Source organism: Pseudomonas sp. PDM21 (genome assembly GCF_014852505.2).
Classification (GTDB): Bacteria; Pseudomonadota; Gammaproteobacteria; order Pseudomonadales; family Pseudomonadaceae; genus Pseudomonas.
In genome coordinates this window covers 2,607,577-2,622,450 of sequence record NZ_CM181223.1, presented here as the reverse complement: position 1 = coordinate 2,622,450, position 14,874 = coordinate 2,607,577, and the positions used below count along the sequence as shown (strand labels likewise).

Here is a 14,874-nt window from a genome sequence, read left to right as displayed (position 1 = left end):
TACCAGGCCCTGTCCCACCAGGGCCTTGGGTGACCTTTGTCCCGGGTTTGGCGAACCGCAGCGTTCGCGACAGGAACCAGCCATGAACTTTTCGCAATTCTTCATCCAGCGGCCGATCTTCGCCGCCGTGCTTTCGCTGATCATTCTGATCGGCGGGGCCATCTCGCTGTTCCAGCTACCGATCAGCGAATACCCCGAAGTCGTGCCGCCCACCGTGGTGGTGCGCGCCAACTTCCCCGGCGCCAACCCCAAGGTGATCGGCGAGACCGTCGCCGCACCGCTGGAACAGGCCATCACCGGCGTCGAGAACATGCTCTACATGTCCTCGCAGTCCACCGCCGACGGCAAGATGACCCTGACCATCACCTTCGCCCTGGGCACCGACCTGGACAACGCGCAGGTGCAGGTGCAGAACCGCGTGACCCGTACGCAGCCCAAGCTGCCTGAGGAAGTCACGCGGATCGGCATCACCGTCGACAAGGCCTCGCCCGACCTGACCATGGTCGTGCACCTGACCTCGCCGGATAACCGCTACGACATGCTCTACCTGTCCAACTACGCCATCCTCAACATCAAGGATGAGTTGGCGCGCCTGGACGGCGTGGGCGACGTGCAGCTGTTCGGCATGGGCGACTACTCCCTGCGCGTCTGGCTGGACCCGAACAAGGTCGCCTCGCGCAACCTGACCGCCACCGACGTGGTCGCCGCGATCCGCGAGCAGAACCGCCAGGTCGCCGCCGGTTCGCTGGGCGCCCCGCCCTCGCCGAGCGACACCAGCTTCCAGCTGTCGATCAACACCCAGGGTCGCCTGGTCACCGAGGAAGAGTTCGAGAACATCATCATCCGCAGCGGCCCGGACGGCGAGATCACCCGCCTGAAGGACATCGCCCGCGTCGAACTCGGCTCCAGCCAGTACGCCCTGCGCTCGCTGCTGGACAACCAGCCGGCGGTCGCCATCCCGATCTTCCAGCGCCCCGGTTCCAACGCCATCGCCATCTCCAACCTGGTGCGCGAGAAGATGGCCGAGCTGAAGAAGGACTTCCCCCAGGGCGTGGACTACTCCATCGTCTACGACCCGACCATCTTCGTCCGCGGCTCCATCGAAGCGGTGGTGCACACCCTGTTCGAAGCCCTGATCCTGGTGGTGCTGGTGGTCGTGCTGTTCCTGCAGACCTGGCGCGCCTCGATCATCCCACTGGCCGCCGTGCCGGTGTCGCTGATCGGCACCTTCGCGGTGATGCACGCCTTCGGCTTCTCGCTCAACGCGCTGTCGCTGTTCGGCCTGGTACTGGCCATCGGCATCGTGGTGGACGACGCCATCGTGGTGGTGGAGAACGTCGAGCGGAACATCGGGCTGGGCCTCACACCCATCGAGGCGACCAAGCGCGCCATGAAGGAAGTGACCGGGCCGATCATCGCCACCGCGCTGGTACTGTGCGCCGTGTTCATTCCCACCGCGTTCATCTCCGGCCTCACCGGGCAGTTCTACCGGCAGTTCGCCCTGACCATCGCGATCTCCACGGTGATCTCCGCGTTCAACTCGCTGACCCTGTCGCCAGCGCTGTCCGCCGTGCTGCTCAAGGGGCACCACGAGCCGAAGGACCGCTTCTCGGTGCTGCTGGACAAGCTGCTGGGCGGCTGGCTGTTCCGTCCGTTCAACCGCTTCTTCGACCGCGCCAGCCACGGCTATGTCGGCACCGTCACCCGCGTGCTGCGTGGCAGTTCCATCGCGCTGCTGCTGTATGCGGGGCTGATCGGCCTGACCTACCTGGGCTTCTCCAGCACCCCGACCGGCTTCGTGCCGCAGCAGGACAAGCAGTACCTGGTGGCCTTCGCGCAACTGCCCGACGCCGCCACGCTGGACCGCACGGAAGCTGTGATCAAGCGCATGTCGGAAATCGCCGGCAAGCACCCGGGCATCGAGCACACCGTGTCCTTCCCGGGCCTGTCGATCAACGGCTTCACCAACAGCCCCAACAGCGGCATCGTCTTCACCCCGCTGAAAGACTTCAGCGAGCGTAAGGGCCCAGGGATGTCGGCCAACGAGATCGCCGCCGAGCTGAACAAGCAGTTCGCGGATATCCAGGACGCCTACATCGCGATCTTCCCGCCGCCGCCGGTACAGGGGCTGGGCACCATCGGCGGCTTCCGTCTGCAGATCGAGGACCGCGGCAACGCCGGTTACGAGGAGCTCTACGCACAGACCCAGAACATCCTCAACAAGGCCCGCGCACTGCCCGAGCTGAACCCGATGTCGGTGTTCACCAGCTACCAGGTGAACGTGCCGCAGGTGGATGCCGCCATCGACCGCGAGAAGGCCAAGACCCACGGCGTGGCGATCAGCGACATCTTCGATACCCTGCAGGTCTACTTAGGCTCGCTGTACGCGAACGACTTCAACCGCTTCGGACGCACCTACCAGGTCAACGTCCAGGGCGAGCAGCAGTTCCGTCTCGAACCCGAGCAGATCGGCCAGCTGAAGGTGCGCAACAACCTGGGTGAAATGGTCCCGCTGGCCACCTTCATCAAGATCAGCGACACCGCAGGTCCCGACCGCGTGATGCACTACAACGGCTTCATCACCGCCGAGATCAACGGCGCCGCCGCACCGGGCTACAGCTCCGGCCAGGCCGAGGCCGCCATCGAGCGCCTGCTCAAGCAGGAGCTGCCCAATGGCATGACCTACGAATGGACCGAGCTGACCTACCAGCAGATCCTCGCCGGCAACTCCGCGATCTACGTGTTCCCGCTCTGCGTGCTGCTCGCCTTCCTCGTGCTGGCCGCGCTGTACGAGAGCTGGGGTCTGCCGCTGGCGGTGATCCTGATCGTGCCGATGACCCTGCTGTCGGCCATCGCGGGCGTGATCCTGTCCGGTGGCGACAACAACATCTTCACCCAGATCGGCCTGATCGTGCTGGTGGGCCTGGCGTGCAAGAACGCGATCCTGATCGTCGAATTCGCCAAGGACAAACAGGACGAAGGCATGGACCGCCTGAGCGCGGTACTGGAAGCCTGCCGCCTGCGTCTGCGGCCGATCCTGATGACCTCCATCGCCTTCATCATGGGCGTGGTGCCCCTGGTGCTGTCGTCCGGCGCCGGCGCCGAAATGCGCCATGCCATGGGTGTCGCGGTGTTCTCCGGGATGCTCGGCGTGACCTTCTTCGGCCTGTTGCTGACCCCGGTCTTCTATGTGCTGATCCGCCGCTTCATGGAAGCCCGTGAGGCGAAGAAGCAGGAACGCGCCGCCCTGAGCCACACGACCCATAACGAGGCCCACCAGGCATGAGCGTCATGACCATCAATGCTGTGAGCAAGAGTGCCGTGAAACTGTTCGTCCCTTCCCTGCTCGCGCTGGTCCTCAGCGCGTGCATGGTCGGCCCCGACTACCAGAAGCCGGACACCGCGCCGGCCCGGCTGGACAGCAACGCCCAGGCGCAGAACTACGACCGCACCCGCTTCGAAGACGCCTGGTGGAAGCAGTTCGACGACCCGGTACTGACCCAGCTGGTCGACCAGGCCCTCAAGGAAAACCGCGAGCTGCGCGTGGCCTATGCCCGCGTGCTGGCTTCGCGGGCGATCCGCGATGACGTTGCCAATGACCGTTTCCCCACGGTCACCAGCCGCGCCGAAGGCCAGGTCGGCAAGGGCCAGGTGCCCGGCCAGACCGAGGACCGGGTCAACCAGGAGCGCTACGACCTGGGCCTGGACATGATCTGGGAAGTCGACCTGTTCGGCCGCGTGCGTCGCCAGCTGGAATCCAGCGACGCGCAGAGCGAAGCCATAGTCGCCGACCTGCAGCAGCTGCAGGTCAGCCTGATCGCCGAGCTGGCCGATGCCTATGGGCAGCTGCGCGGTGCGCAATTGCGCGAAAGCATCGCCAAGAGCAACCTGGACAACCAGCGCGAGTCCCGTGACCTGACCATCCAGCTGCGCGACGCCGGCGTCGGCAGCGAGCTGGACGTGCAGCGCGCCGAAGCACGCCTGGCCGCCACCGAAGCCAGTGTGCCGCAACTGCAGGCCGAGGAAGTGCGCCAGCGCAACCGCATCGCCACCCTCCTCGGCCAGCGCCCGGATGCGCTGAGCGTGGACCTGTCGCCGAAGAAACTGCCGGCCATCGCCAAGGCCCTGCCCATCGGCGATCCGGGCGAGCTGCTGCGTCGCCGGCCGGACGTCGCCTCCGCCGAACGGCGCCTCGCAGCCGCCACCGCGGACGTGGGCGTGGCCACCGCCGACCTGTTCCCGAAAGTCAGCCTCGGCGGCTTCCTTGGCTACACCGCCGGCCGTGGTTCGCAGATCGGCTCGTCCGCCGCCAGCGCCTGGGGCGTGGCCCCGAGCATCACCTGGGCGGCCTTCGACCTGGGCAGCGTGCGGGCCCGCCTGCGAGCCTCCAAGGCCGACGCCGACGGCGCCCTGGCGACCTACGAGCAGCAGGTCCTGCTGGCGCTGGAAGAGTCGTCGAACGCCTTCAGCGACTACGGCAAGCGCCAGCAGCGCCTGGTGTCGCTGGTGCGCCAGTCCGAAGCCAGCCGCAATGCCGCGCAACAGGCCGGCCTGCAATACCGCGAGGGCACCGTGGACTTCCTCAACCTGCTGGACGCCGAACGCGAACAGCTGGCCGCCGAGGACGCCCAGGCCCTGGCGGAAGTCGATGTGTACCGCGGCATCGTGGCGATCTACAAGGCCCTTGGCGGCGGCTGGCAGCCGACGCCGGCGGCCTGATCGATCCTCCCCGGTCGGGAATCTCCCGACCTTCCAGCCCTGCGGTCTGACGCTCCGGACCGCGGGGCTTTTTTATGCCCGCAGCCGGGCAGTTCCCGCACAACCCGTCACTTTCTGCCCCACGAAGGCAAGCGCGAAAGGACACCGTTTCGAGAATCTGTCAGAAACCTGGATATCGATCAGTATTTTCCGATAGCAAACGAAAATAAGCTGAAGCTGGTTCGAATTCAGAATTCACTGACATCGGGAATCAGGGAAACCGCTCAGTGCCCAACAATGAGGTCGAGAGAAGTCCATCACCCTCCGGCGACAACGAGCTGTGCCGGCTCCTCCTGCGGGTCAGGCGCGGCGAGGTCATCCACCCTCGTTTGAAGCGGCTGCTGGTCCACCTCGGATTCGCCGAACTGCGCGGCCTGCAGCTTGCCCTCACGGGCAAGGGCCGGCTCCTGCTGGAGACCTGAGCTTGGGCTGAGCGCCGTGGGCCGCTATGATCCGGACCGGCTTGCCAGGGATCAAAGGAGTTCGGTCCTGCTCTGGCCTAGACTCTCTATATCAGATCTTTCAGACAAGGACACGCCGTGGACGCCACTGCCCATTTCATCCCGCTGGACCCCACGTCTCTCTTCATCACCCTCGGCATCATCGTCTTCGGCATGTTCATGCTGGGCATCGGCTTCACCATCCGCCAACGCCCGGTGGGCGTGTTCCTGATGTGGGTCGGCACGCTGAGCATGCTGTCGATCATCGCCTACCGCATCTACATCGCTACCTCCGTGTAACGACGCAGGCAAAAAAATGGCGCCCTCGGGCGCCATTTTCGTTTCATCCAGTCTCAGCGCTGCATCGCTCGCGCATAGCCCCTGGGCGAGAAGCGCAGGGTCACGCCCAGCATCAGCACCACCGACACCGCCAGCAGGACCCAGGAAGCCTGGAAGCTGCCCGTGCTGTCGCGCAGCCAGCCGGTAACGTAGGGCACGATGCCGGTGACGATGAAGCCAATCCCCTGCACGAAGGCCGCCAGGCGCCCGGCCGCGCCGGCGTCGGCGAGGTGGTCCAGGGTCAGGGTCAGGCTCAGGGCGAAGCAGGCGCCCAGGCCGTAGCCGATCATCGCCACCCAGATGCCCGGCAGGTGCAGCGGCGCGCAGATCAACCCGACGAAGCCGGCGAGCTGGATCAGCAGGCACAGGCACAGCCAGCCACGGCGGTCCAGCGAACGGCGGATCAGCAACGGGATGGTCAGCGCGGCGATCACCTGGAAGATGGTCATCAGGCCGATCAGCTGGCCGCTGGCCTGGGCCGTCCAGCCAAGCTGGCGGTAATACACCGGCAACCAGGCCACCATGCTGGTATAGCCGCCGTTGATCAGGCCGAAGTACAAGGCCAGCAGCCAGGCGCGACGGCTGCCGAAATAGTGCTGCACCTTCTGCCTGGGCGGCACGGCTACCGGCGTCTCGCGCGGGCGGGCGACGGACCACAGCAGCAGGCCGACGACAGCCAGCAGCAGCCAGGCGCCAAGGCCGTCCTGCCAGCGGTGGAAGTGCTCCGATACCACCGGCGCCAGCACGGCCGCGCTACCACCACCGGCCATCAGCGATGCCGAGTACAGGCCCATGGCGGACGGTACCTTGTGCGGGAACCAGCGCTTGATCACGCCCGGCACGAACGCCTGAATCACCGCCACACCGCAACCCGCCAGCACCGCGCTGGCGATCAGTGCGAAGCCGCTGTCCAGCAGCAACCGCCAGAAGCATGCCGCGCCGATGGCCAGCAGGCCGAGCACCATGCCGCGGCTCTCGCCCAGGCGCGGCCCGACCCACGGCAGGCCCAGGGCGAACAGGCCCATGCACAGCACCGGCAGCACCGTCAGCATCGACAGGCCCTGGAAGCCCAGGCCGGTGGCATCGTGGATATCGGCCAGCAACGGGCCGATGGAGGTGAGGATCGGCCGCAGGTTGATGCCCAGCGCGACTATCACCAGCAGGCCGATCCAGCCGGCGTGGCTGCTCTGCCCCGCCGCGTCACCCTGGGCCGGTAGCGTCATGCCGCGGCTCATGAGCGCTGCTCCTGCCAATGGTTGTAGAGACCCTCTTCACCGCTCGGACGCAGCGCACGCAGCGGAACCGACTGCCACTGCGGCGGCTGGGTCATCTGCTGGTACACGGCGGCAGTCGACAGCCCGAACGGCTCGCCATCGTCGTTGGAATAGGCGAAGTACGCGCCTTCCACGCCGCACAGGTGCATGGCCGCCAGGCACATCGGGCATGGATGGCCGCTGGCGTAGATCACGCAGCCGTCCAGCCGCGACATGCCCAGCACCGCCGAGGCACGGCGGATCGCCATCAGCTCGGCGTGGGCGGTGGGGTCGAAATCCAGATGGATGGAATTGGCGGCGCGGGCGATCACCCGCCCGTCCTTGACCAGCACGGCGCCGAACGGGCGGCCGCCGGCCTCGATGTTATCGCGGGCCAGTTGCAGGGCCTCGCGCATGAAGACTTCGTGTGACATGGCAGTTTCCAGCGAATCGGTTCGATCAATGCGCGCCGGCGACTTCCAGCATCCTGGCGATGGTGGTCTGGTTGCGCTGGCGGGCGTGTTGCAGCGGCGTGACGCCGTCGTTGTCGGCCAGGTTCAGGTTCGCCCCGGCTTCTATGAGCTGTTTCACGATGGCCTGGTGACGCGGGCCGCCGTCGCTGAGCAGGATGGCTTCGAGCAGCCCGGTCCAGCCCAGCTTGTTGATGTGATCGGGGTCGACGCCAGCCTTGAGCAGCGTCGCTACCACCTCCACATGGCCGCGCTCGCAGGCCGGGATCAGTGCCGTGCCGCCATAGCGGTTGGTGCTGCGCAGGTCGGCGCCGTGGGCCAGGGTCAACCGGAGAATCTCCAGGCGCCCCGCCGCACCGGCCAGCAGGTAGGCGCTGTCATGGATGCGGTTCTGCCGGTTGACGTCGGCGCCAGCGGCAATCAGCAGCCGCGCGACTTCCACACGGTTGCCGGCGGTGGCCAGCAGCAGCGGCGTGTTGCCCTGCCCGTCACTCACATCCACCGGTACGCCGCGTTTGAGCAGGGCCGCCACCTCGGCTTCGCGACCGTCGCTGGCAGCGCCCAACAGCGCGTCTGCGGCGGCACGGCTGTGCACTTCTTCGGTCTGAACAGTCGGCATATCCATGGGCGCTCCCCCGTGATGGCTGTCGTGCCTCTAATCACTGCAGCCAGTATGACGAAGGGATGTTCTATGCTGAAATTAAATAGAAACATGACTTTCAGTGGGAATCGCAATGCTTGACCCCAACCTGCTGCGCAGCTTCGTGATGGTGGTGGACGCCGGCAACTTCACCCGCGCCGCCGAGTTGCTGCACCTCACCCAGTCCACCGTCAGCCAGCAGATCCTGCGGCTGGAGCAGAGCCTGGACTGCCGCCTGCTGGACCGCAGCCAGCGCCAGGTGCTGCCCACCGAACAGGGCGAGCAGCTGCTGGGCTACGCGCGGCGCATCCTCGAACTCGGCTCGGAGGCGCGCGAGGCGCTGAGCAGCGAGCACAGCGAGGGCGTGCTGCGTCTGGGGATGCCGGAGGACTTCGCCGGCGAACGGATGATGCCGCTGCTGGCAGCCTTCAGCGCGGAACGCCCGAGGCTGCGCCTGGAAGTCTCCAGCGGCCTCAGCCAGGAACTGCTGCGCCAGTACCGCAGCGGCGAACTGGACCTGGCGCTGGTCAAGCAATGGGGCGCGGACAGCGACTGCCTCGCCCACTGGCCCGAACCCCTGGCCTGGCAGGACAGCGCCGCCACCCCCGCCGCCGCCCGTGACCCGCTGCCGCTGGTGGTCTTCCCGCTGGGGGCGTTGTATCGCCAGGAAATGATCCACGCCCTGGAAGCCAGCGGCCGGCGCTGGCGCATCAGCTACAGCAGCGCCAGCCTGGCGAGCCTTTCAGCGGCGGTGGCGGCGGGCATGGGCGTCAGCCTGCTGCCCCTGCGCGGCCGCCACGAAGGCCACCGCGTATTGACCGCCGAGGAAGGTTTCGCACCCATCGAGGGGCTGGAACTGGCGCTCTATGCGCGCCCCGAACTGGGCAGTGCCGGGCGCAGCCTGTGCGAGCAACTGCGCGAACTGTGCGCGCAGCTGGCGGCGATTGCGCCGGAAAGCTGAAGGGCTCAGGCCGGCGCGCTGAGACGCTCGAGAAACTGCTCGGCCGGCACCGGCTTGCCGAGCAGGAAGCCCTGCAGCGAGTCGCAGCCCAGGCGAGTGAGGAAGTTCTGCTGGCCGGAGGTTTCCACCCCCTCGGCGACGATGCGCAGGTCCAGCGCCTGGCCCAGGGCGACGATGGCCGAGACGATGGCGGCGTCGTCGCTGTCCTGCTCCAGGTCGCGGACAAAGCCACGGTCGATCTTCAACTCGTTGGCCGGCAGGCGCTTGAGGTACAGCAGACTGGAGTAGCCGGTGCCGAAGTCGTCGATGGACAGGTCGACGCCCATGTCCGACAGCCTGCCGAGGATTTCCAGGCTGGAATCGGCGTCGCGCATGGCGGTGGTCTCGGTGATTTCCAGGGTCAGGCAGCGCGCCGGCAGCTGGTGGCGCTGCAGCGCGTCGGCCACCGACTGCACCAGGGCCGCATGGCAGAACTGCAGCGCCGAGAGGTTCACCGCCACGCGCCAGCTTTCATGGCCCTGCAGGTACCAGTCGCGCATCTGCCGGCAGGCCTCGTCCAGTACCCAGTCGCCGATGGGGATGATCAGCCCGGTGCGCTCGGCCAGGGCGATGAAGGTGTCAGGCATCAACAGGCCACGCTGCGGATGCTGCCAGCGCAGCAGCGCCTCGGCGCCGATGGGCTCTCCGCTGGCGGCGAACTTGGGCTGGTAATGCAGGATGTACTCGCGGCGCTCCAGAGCTGCGCGCAGGTCGTGCAGCAACTGCAGGTGGTTGCGCGCGTTGGTGTTCATCGACTGCTCGAAAAAACTGTAGCCGTTCTTGCCGTTGCCCTTGGCGTGGTACATCGCTGCGTCGGCGTTGCGCAGCAGTTCATGCTGGCTGGCGCCGTCGCCGGGATAGACCACGATGCCGATGCTGGCGGCGATGCGCAGCTCCTGGCCAGCGACCTGGAACGGCTGGGCCAGCAGGCTGATCTGCTGCCCGGCGACGGTCACCGCGTCCTCGGCCTCGGCCAGTTCGGCGAGCACCACGAACTCGTCGCCGCCGATGCGCGCCACGGTGTCTTCACTGCGCAGGCTGTCGCGCAGGCGCTGGGCGACAGCCTTGAGCAGCAGATCGCCGACATGGTGGCCGAAGGCATCGTTGACCGGCTTGAAGCCGTCGAGGTCGAGGAACATCAGCGCGAAGTGCCCGCCAGCGCGTTGCACCTTGCCGATCATCTGTTCGATGCGGTCCTCCAGCAGGATGCGGTTGGGCAGGCGCGTGAGGTTGTCGTGCAGGGCGAGCTGGGTCAGTTCCTGGTTGGCCTGGGCCAGCGACGAGGTGAGCTGCGCCGTGCGCGACTCCAGGCGTGCGTCCAGCACCGAGGTGAGCAGCGCGATGCCGATCACCGCCAGGGTGACGATGATGATCAGCAGGGCCAGCCAGTCACTGTTCAACCCGCTGGGGGAGGCGCCGCAGAAGCTGCCCTCGGGGAAGCGTGCGGCCGCCATGCCGGTGTAGTGCATGCCGACAATCGCCACGCCCATCACCAGCGCGGCGCCAGCACGGGCCAGGCGCACATAAGGAGTGTTCTGCCGCAGCTTGAAAGCGATCCACAGTGCCGCGCCGGAAGCCGCCACGGCGATCGCCAGGGACAGGCCGAACAGCGTCGGGTCGTAGTCGATACCCGGCTGCATCAGCATCGCGTGCATGCCCAGGTAGTGCATGCAGCTGATCCCGGCGCCCATGGCCAGCGCACCGCAGATCAGCTGCCAGAGCGGCAGGCGGTCCTGGCTGACCAGCGCCAGGGCGAAGCCCGAGCTGAGCACGGCAATGGCCAGCGACAGCAGCGTCAGGGTGAGGTCGTAGCCCAGCGGAATAGGCAGGCTGAAGGCGAGCATGCCGATGAAGTGCATCGACCACACGCCGATGCCCATGGCCACCCCGCCGCCGCCGATCCACAGCAGCACCGGCCAGCCACGGGTGGTCGCGATGCGCCCGGCCAGGTCCAGGGCCGTGTAGGACGCCAGCATGGCGACGCACAGCGAAATCAGGACAAGGGAGGGATCGTAACTACCGGCAAGCATGGGGAAATCTCGGTGCCCCTGGGGCGGGCGCAAAAGTGCGGAATTCTAGCGAAGACCGGTGAAGAGGAACCAGCGCTTCCGGTGGAATTTCTATCGGCGTGCCCGCAGCTGCCTTGAGCCCGTTCGGCGGCTCGCCAGAATGATCCATCGCAGGCTCTGGCCGGCGCAACCGACTACCCTTGCAGAGTCCCCCACAACCGGAGCCGCTTCCCTTGGCGAAGCAACCCTCGATCCTCACCCTGCCGTTCCGCCGCCTGGCCAACCCCTACACCCGCTACCGTTACGCCGCCTGGATTCACTGCGTGCGCGTCGGCCTCGCACTGCTCGCCTCGATGCTGCTGACCAGCGCGCTGAAATTGCCCCACGGTCTCTGGGCCTCGGTGACGGTGCTGGTGGTGATGGGCGGGCTGGTGCACCAGGGGACGATTCGCGGCAAGTCCTACGAGCGGGTGATGGGCACCCTGGTCGGCGCGGCGCTGGGGCTGTGCGTGATCGCGATCTACGACCAGACCCGTTCGCTCACCCTCACCTACCTGGCCATGTCGGTGCTGGGCGCGGCCTCGGCCTTCTATGCGATCCGCCGGCCCGGCTACGTCGCGCTGCTGGCGGGGATTACGATGTGCATCGTCGCCGGCCCCGGCGAGACGGGATTCACCGAAGGGCTATGGCGCTCGGCCAACGTACTGATCGGCGTCGCCGTGGCCCTGCTGTTCTCGCAGATCTACCCGTTGCGGGCGGTCTATGTCTGGCGCTACCTGCTCTCGGACAACCTGCGCGCCTGCGCGCGGATGTACGGGCAGCTGTCTTCCAACCACGACTTCACGCCCGAGCATTTCGCCCGCCAGTTGGAGGAGCTGGACCACCGTCTGGTGGCATCGCGTGCGCACCTGGGGCCGGTGTCGCGGGAGACCGGCATGCCGCTGCGCGAGCTGGAGATTCTCCAGCGCATCCACCGCGCGATCATGGGTACCCTGGAATCGCTGATCGCCTCCAGGCAGTTCGCCGCCCAGGCCGGGGAGATAGAACCGGTGCCGGCCAGCCTCGACTCGCACCGGCAGATCATCGGCCGTCTGCTGCTGCAATCGGCCCATGCCCTCAAGTTCAGTCGCACCAGCAAGCTGGTGCAGGCCTGCCAGGGTCTGGACAACCTGCCGGTGCGGCCGCACAACCTGACCGACTCCTTCGAGAAGCAGGGTTTCTACTGGCTCACCCTGCGTCTCTATGAACAGGTGGAGATGCTTTCGGAAAAGCTCGCCGCCACCTCCGAGCACTGGAACATCCAGAGCCGCGACCGGGCCTGAGCCCCGCCGCGCCGTTTTTACCAAGAGTCGATCAGGAATCGATCAGGCCCCGAAGCCGCCGTCGATGGTCAGGCTGGCACCGGTGATGTAGCCCGCTTCCGGACCGGCCAGGTAGGCGACGAAGGCGGCGATTTCTTCCGCGCGGCCATAACGACCCACCGCCATCAGGTCCATCAGGGAGGCAGCGAAGTCGCTGTCGGCTGGGTTCATGTCGGTATCCACCGGGCCGGGCTGCACGTTGTTCACGGTGATGCCGCGCGGGCCGAGGTCACGGGCCAGGCCCTTGGTCAGGCCGACGATGGCCGACTTGCTCATGGCGTAGACCGCGCCGCCGCCGAAGGGCATGCGATCGGCGTTGGTGCTGCCGATGGTGATGATGCGACCGCCCTGCCCCATGTGCCGCGCGGCGGCCTGGGTGGCGACGAAGACGCTGCGCACGTTCACCGCCAGGGTGCGGTCGAGGTCTTCCAGGCTGAATTCTTCCACCGGGGCGATGGCCAGTACGCCGGCGTTGTTCACCAGGATGTCGATGCCGCCCAGGCGCTGGGCTGCGGTGTCGATGGCCTGTTGCACGGAAGCTGCATCGCCGCTGTCGGCTTTCAGGGCCAGGGCGCGGCCGCCGGCGGCTTCGATGCTGGCGGCGAGGTCTTCGGCCTTCTGCGCCGAGCTGACGTAGGTGAAGGCCACGGCAGCGCCTTCGCGGGCCAGGCGCTGCACGATGGCGGCGCCGATGCCGCGGGAGCCGCCCTGTACGAAAGCGACTTTGCCGGTGAGGGATTGGGTGGTTTGCGTGGTGGTCATTTCGTGTCTCCAGGAATCCAGTGGGGGAGTAAGTTCGACGGGGCCAGTTTCCCTCGCGGACTCGTTACTCGGTAGTCAGCAATCGCTATATTCAGTCGATACCAAACGTCCGGAATACCACCCATGGAAAGCCTGATCAGTATCGAATGCTTCGTCCGCAGCGCGGAGGCCGGCAGCTTCGCCGCCGCCGCGCGCCGCCTGGGGCTGACCCCGGCGGCGGTGAGCAAGAACGTGGCGCGACTGGAGAACAACCTGGGCGTGCGGCTGTTCCAGCGTAGTACCCGCAGCCTGGCCCTGACCGAATCCGGCGAACGATTTCTCGACGAAGCCGGCGGTGGCCTGGCCAGCCTGCAGAGCGCCATCGCCAATCTGGCCAGCGCCGACGGCCAGCCCAGCGGCATGCTGAAGGTGAGCATGGGGCTGGTGTTCGGCCGCGACTACATATTGCCGCTGCTGGGCGACTTCCTCGGGCGCTACCCGGCGATCCGCCCGGACTGGCACTTCGACAACCGCCAGGTGGACCTCATCGCCGAAGGCTTCGACGCGGCCATTGGCGGCGGCTTCGAGCTTCCGCCCGGCGTCGTGGCGCGCAAGCTGAGCCCGGCGCACCTGGTGCTGCTGGCCTCGCCGGCCTACCTCGACGGCCGCCCGGCAATCCGCTATCCGTCGGACCTGCCCAGCCACGACGGCATCCGCATCCGTTCACCGCAGACCGGCCGCGTGAGGCCCTGGCCGCTGACCAACCGCCAGCAGGCTCAGGCGCCGATCGCACTGAAGGAACGCATGACCTTCAGCGACCCGGAAGCCGCCTGCGTCGCCGCCCTGATGGGACTGGGCGTGACCCTGGTAAGCATGCAGCACGCCGTGCCCTACCTCGACAGCGGCCGCCTGGTGCGTGTGTTGCCGGAGTGGTACGTGGACGCCGGCAACACTGCGCTCTACTACGCCGCGCAGAAGCTGCTGCCGGCCAAGACGCGGGTATTCGTCGACTGCGTCATCGAGCACTTCCGCAGCCAGGGCCTGGAGCAGCGCTTCAGTGCGCTGTGAAGCGCTACGACCTCAACCTTTGTTGCGGAAATTTAAATGAATCTTGCCAGTCGCCAGCGGGTCGATACTTAGCAAGCTACGCAGACCAGAAGCTTGCGCATCAAGAATCGAGGAGAACCTGGATGAAAAAATATGCCCTGCTCCTGGCCATGGTGTTTTCCGTACCGGCCTTCGCTGACAGCGCGCTGTGCGACGGCAACCTGCAGCAGATCAACGACTTCCTCAAGACCGCCAGCAAGAACGCCACCGGCGTGAAGGTCAATACGGTTCACGAGTACGTCGCCAAGGCCGAGGCGGCGAAGAAGGCCGGCAACTACGAGGAGTGCGTCAACCAGTCGAGCCAGGCGCTGCGCGTGATCAAGAAGCCCGCCAACCGTTGATCCGCACTGGAAACGAAAAAGCCCCGCCTAGGCGGGGCTTTTTCATGGGCGCCGGCCGGCGAAGGACTCAGCCGCAGGAGACCTGCTTCACCACCTGGTTGTCATCGACATCGATGTTCAGGCGCTGCGAGTTGTACTCCATGGTCACCGGCTGGTGCGGGGTGAGCACACGGGCAACGCTGGCGCCGGCATCGCGGCGGGCTTCCTCGGTCAGGGTCGGGTTGACGACCTTGCCGATGATCGATTGCACCGCCTTGGCGTTGCAGGTGCCGGTCATGGCCGACGAATCATCCGCGGCCGGCTGGGCGGCATCGGACGAGGAATCCTTGGAACTGCAGCCGGCGAGCGCGGCGACAGCGAGAAGCGACAAGAGAGTCACTCGGTTGAAGGGCATGGAAGGTCTCCCTGGTTCTTC

At 66.7% G+C, this 14,874-nt stretch carries 14 protein-coding genes; 8 read left to right on the top strand and 6 right to left on the bottom strand.

The window, feature by feature from the left end; genetic code table 11:
• The first annotated feature begins 82 nt into the window (after nucleotides 1-82).
• The 4 genes from IB275_RS12395 (at nucleotide 83) to IB275_RS12380 (ending at nucleotide 5,498) form a co-directional block, all read left to right on the top strand.
• Nucleotides 83-3,286, top strand: a complete 3,204-nt coding sequence (locus IB275_RS12395; protein ID WP_192295219.1) for an efflux RND transporter permease subunit — start codon at nucleotides 83-85, stop codon at nucleotides 3,284-3,286.
• 5 nt (nucleotides 3,287-3,291) lie between these two features.
• Nucleotides 3,292-4,719: an efflux transporter outer membrane subunit gene (locus IB275_RS12390; RefSeq protein ID WP_192295218.1), complete on the top strand. Its 1,428-nt coding sequence runs from the start codon at nucleotides 3,292-3,294 to the stop codon at nucleotides 4,717-4,719.
• Between the two features lie 266 nt (nucleotides 4,720-4,985).
• Nucleotides 4,986-5,180: a hypothetical protein gene (locus IB275_RS12385; protein ID WP_192295217.1), complete on the top strand. Its 195-nt coding sequence runs from the start codon at nucleotides 4,986-4,988 to the stop codon at nucleotides 5,178-5,180.
• Nucleotides 5,181-5,297: 117 nt separating this feature from the next.
• Entirely contained in the window at nucleotides 5,298-5,498 is a 201-nt protein-coding gene (locus tag IB275_RS12380; RefSeq protein ID WP_045207810.1) for a hypothetical protein, read from the top strand.
• A 53-nt stretch (nucleotides 5,499-5,551) separates the two neighbouring features.
• On the opposite strand, the gene IB275_RS12375 is transcribed toward IB275_RS12380, so the two are convergent.
• Genes IB275_RS12375 through IB275_RS12365 form a run of 3 tightly spaced genes read right to left on the bottom strand, consistent with a single transcriptional unit; the run spans nucleotide 5,552 to nucleotide 7,885 of the window.
• Nucleotides 5,552-6,772, bottom strand: a complete 1,221-nt coding sequence (locus IB275_RS12375; protein ID WP_192295216.1) for a CynX/NimT family MFS transporter — start codon at nucleotides 6,770-6,772, stop codon at nucleotides 5,552-5,554.
• The gene (locus IB275_RS12370) at nucleotides 6,769-7,224 is read right to left on the bottom strand and encodes a nucleoside deaminase (RefSeq protein WP_192295215.1); all 456 of its coding nucleotides are present in this window, start codon (nucleotides 7,222-7,224) and stop codon (nucleotides 6,769-6,771) included. Before IB275_RS12370 ends, IB275_RS12375 begins: the two co-directional genes overlap by 4 nt.
• 25 nt (nucleotides 7,225-7,249) lie before the next feature.
• Entirely contained in the window at nucleotides 7,250-7,885 is a 636-nt protein-coding gene (locus IB275_RS12365) for an ankyrin repeat domain-containing protein (RefSeq protein WP_192295214.1), read from the bottom strand.
• 109 nt (nucleotides 7,886-7,994) lie between these two features.
• Between IB275_RS12365 and IB275_RS12360 the strand changes: the two genes are divergently transcribed.
• On the top strand, nucleotides 7,995-8,861 hold the full coding sequence (locus IB275_RS12360; protein WP_192295213.1) for a LysR family transcriptional regulator: 867 nt from the start codon (nucleotides 7,995-7,997) through the stop codon (nucleotides 8,859-8,861).
• Between the two features lie 5 nt (nucleotides 8,862-8,866).
• On the opposite strand, the gene IB275_RS12355 is transcribed toward IB275_RS12360, so the two are convergent.
• Nucleotides 8,867-10,930, bottom strand: a complete 2,064-nt coding sequence (locus IB275_RS12355; protein ID WP_192295212.1) for a putative bifunctional diguanylate cyclase/phosphodiesterase — start codon at nucleotides 10,928-10,930, stop codon at nucleotides 8,867-8,869.
• A 212-nt stretch (nucleotides 10,931-11,142) separates the two neighbouring features.
• Here IB275_RS12355 and IB275_RS12350 point away from each other — a divergent pair, with 212 nt between their 5' ends.
• Nucleotides 11,143-12,231, top strand: coding sequence for an FUSC family protein (locus IB275_RS12350; RefSeq protein WP_192295211.1), 1,089 nt, complete (start codon nucleotides 11,143-11,145; stop codon nucleotides 12,229-12,231).
• Between the two features lie 42 nt (nucleotides 12,232-12,273).
• Here the strand turns inward: IB275_RS12350 and IB275_RS12345 are convergent, their stop codons facing one another.
• On the bottom strand, nucleotides 12,274-13,032 hold the full coding sequence (locus IB275_RS12345; RefSeq protein ID WP_192295210.1) for a 3-oxoacyl-ACP reductase family protein: 759 nt from the start codon (nucleotides 13,030-13,032) through the stop codon (nucleotides 12,274-12,276).
• Between the two features lie 123 nt (nucleotides 13,033-13,155).
• Between IB275_RS12345 and IB275_RS12340 the strand changes: the two genes are divergently transcribed.
• Both IB275_RS12340 and IB275_RS12335 read left to right on the top strand, forming a co-directional pair.
• Complete coding sequence (locus IB275_RS12340) at nucleotides 13,156-14,079, top strand: LysR family transcriptional regulator (protein ID WP_192295209.1); 924 nt, start codon at nucleotides 13,156-13,158, stop codon at nucleotides 14,077-14,079.
• A 122-nt stretch (nucleotides 14,080-14,201) separates the two neighbouring features.
• Complete coding sequence (locus IB275_RS12335) at nucleotides 14,202-14,459, top strand: PA2433 domain-containing protein (protein WP_192295208.1); 258 nt, start codon at nucleotides 14,202-14,204, stop codon at nucleotides 14,457-14,459.
• 67 nt (nucleotides 14,460-14,526) lie between these two features.
• Here IB275_RS12335 and IB275_RS12330 read toward each other — a convergent pair whose 3' ends face one another.
• Nucleotides 14,527-14,853, bottom strand: coding sequence for an I78 family peptidase inhibitor (locus IB275_RS12330; RefSeq protein ID WP_192295207.1), 327 nt, complete (start codon nucleotides 14,851-14,853; stop codon nucleotides 14,527-14,529).
• Nucleotides 14,854-14,874 lie beyond the last annotated feature (21 nt).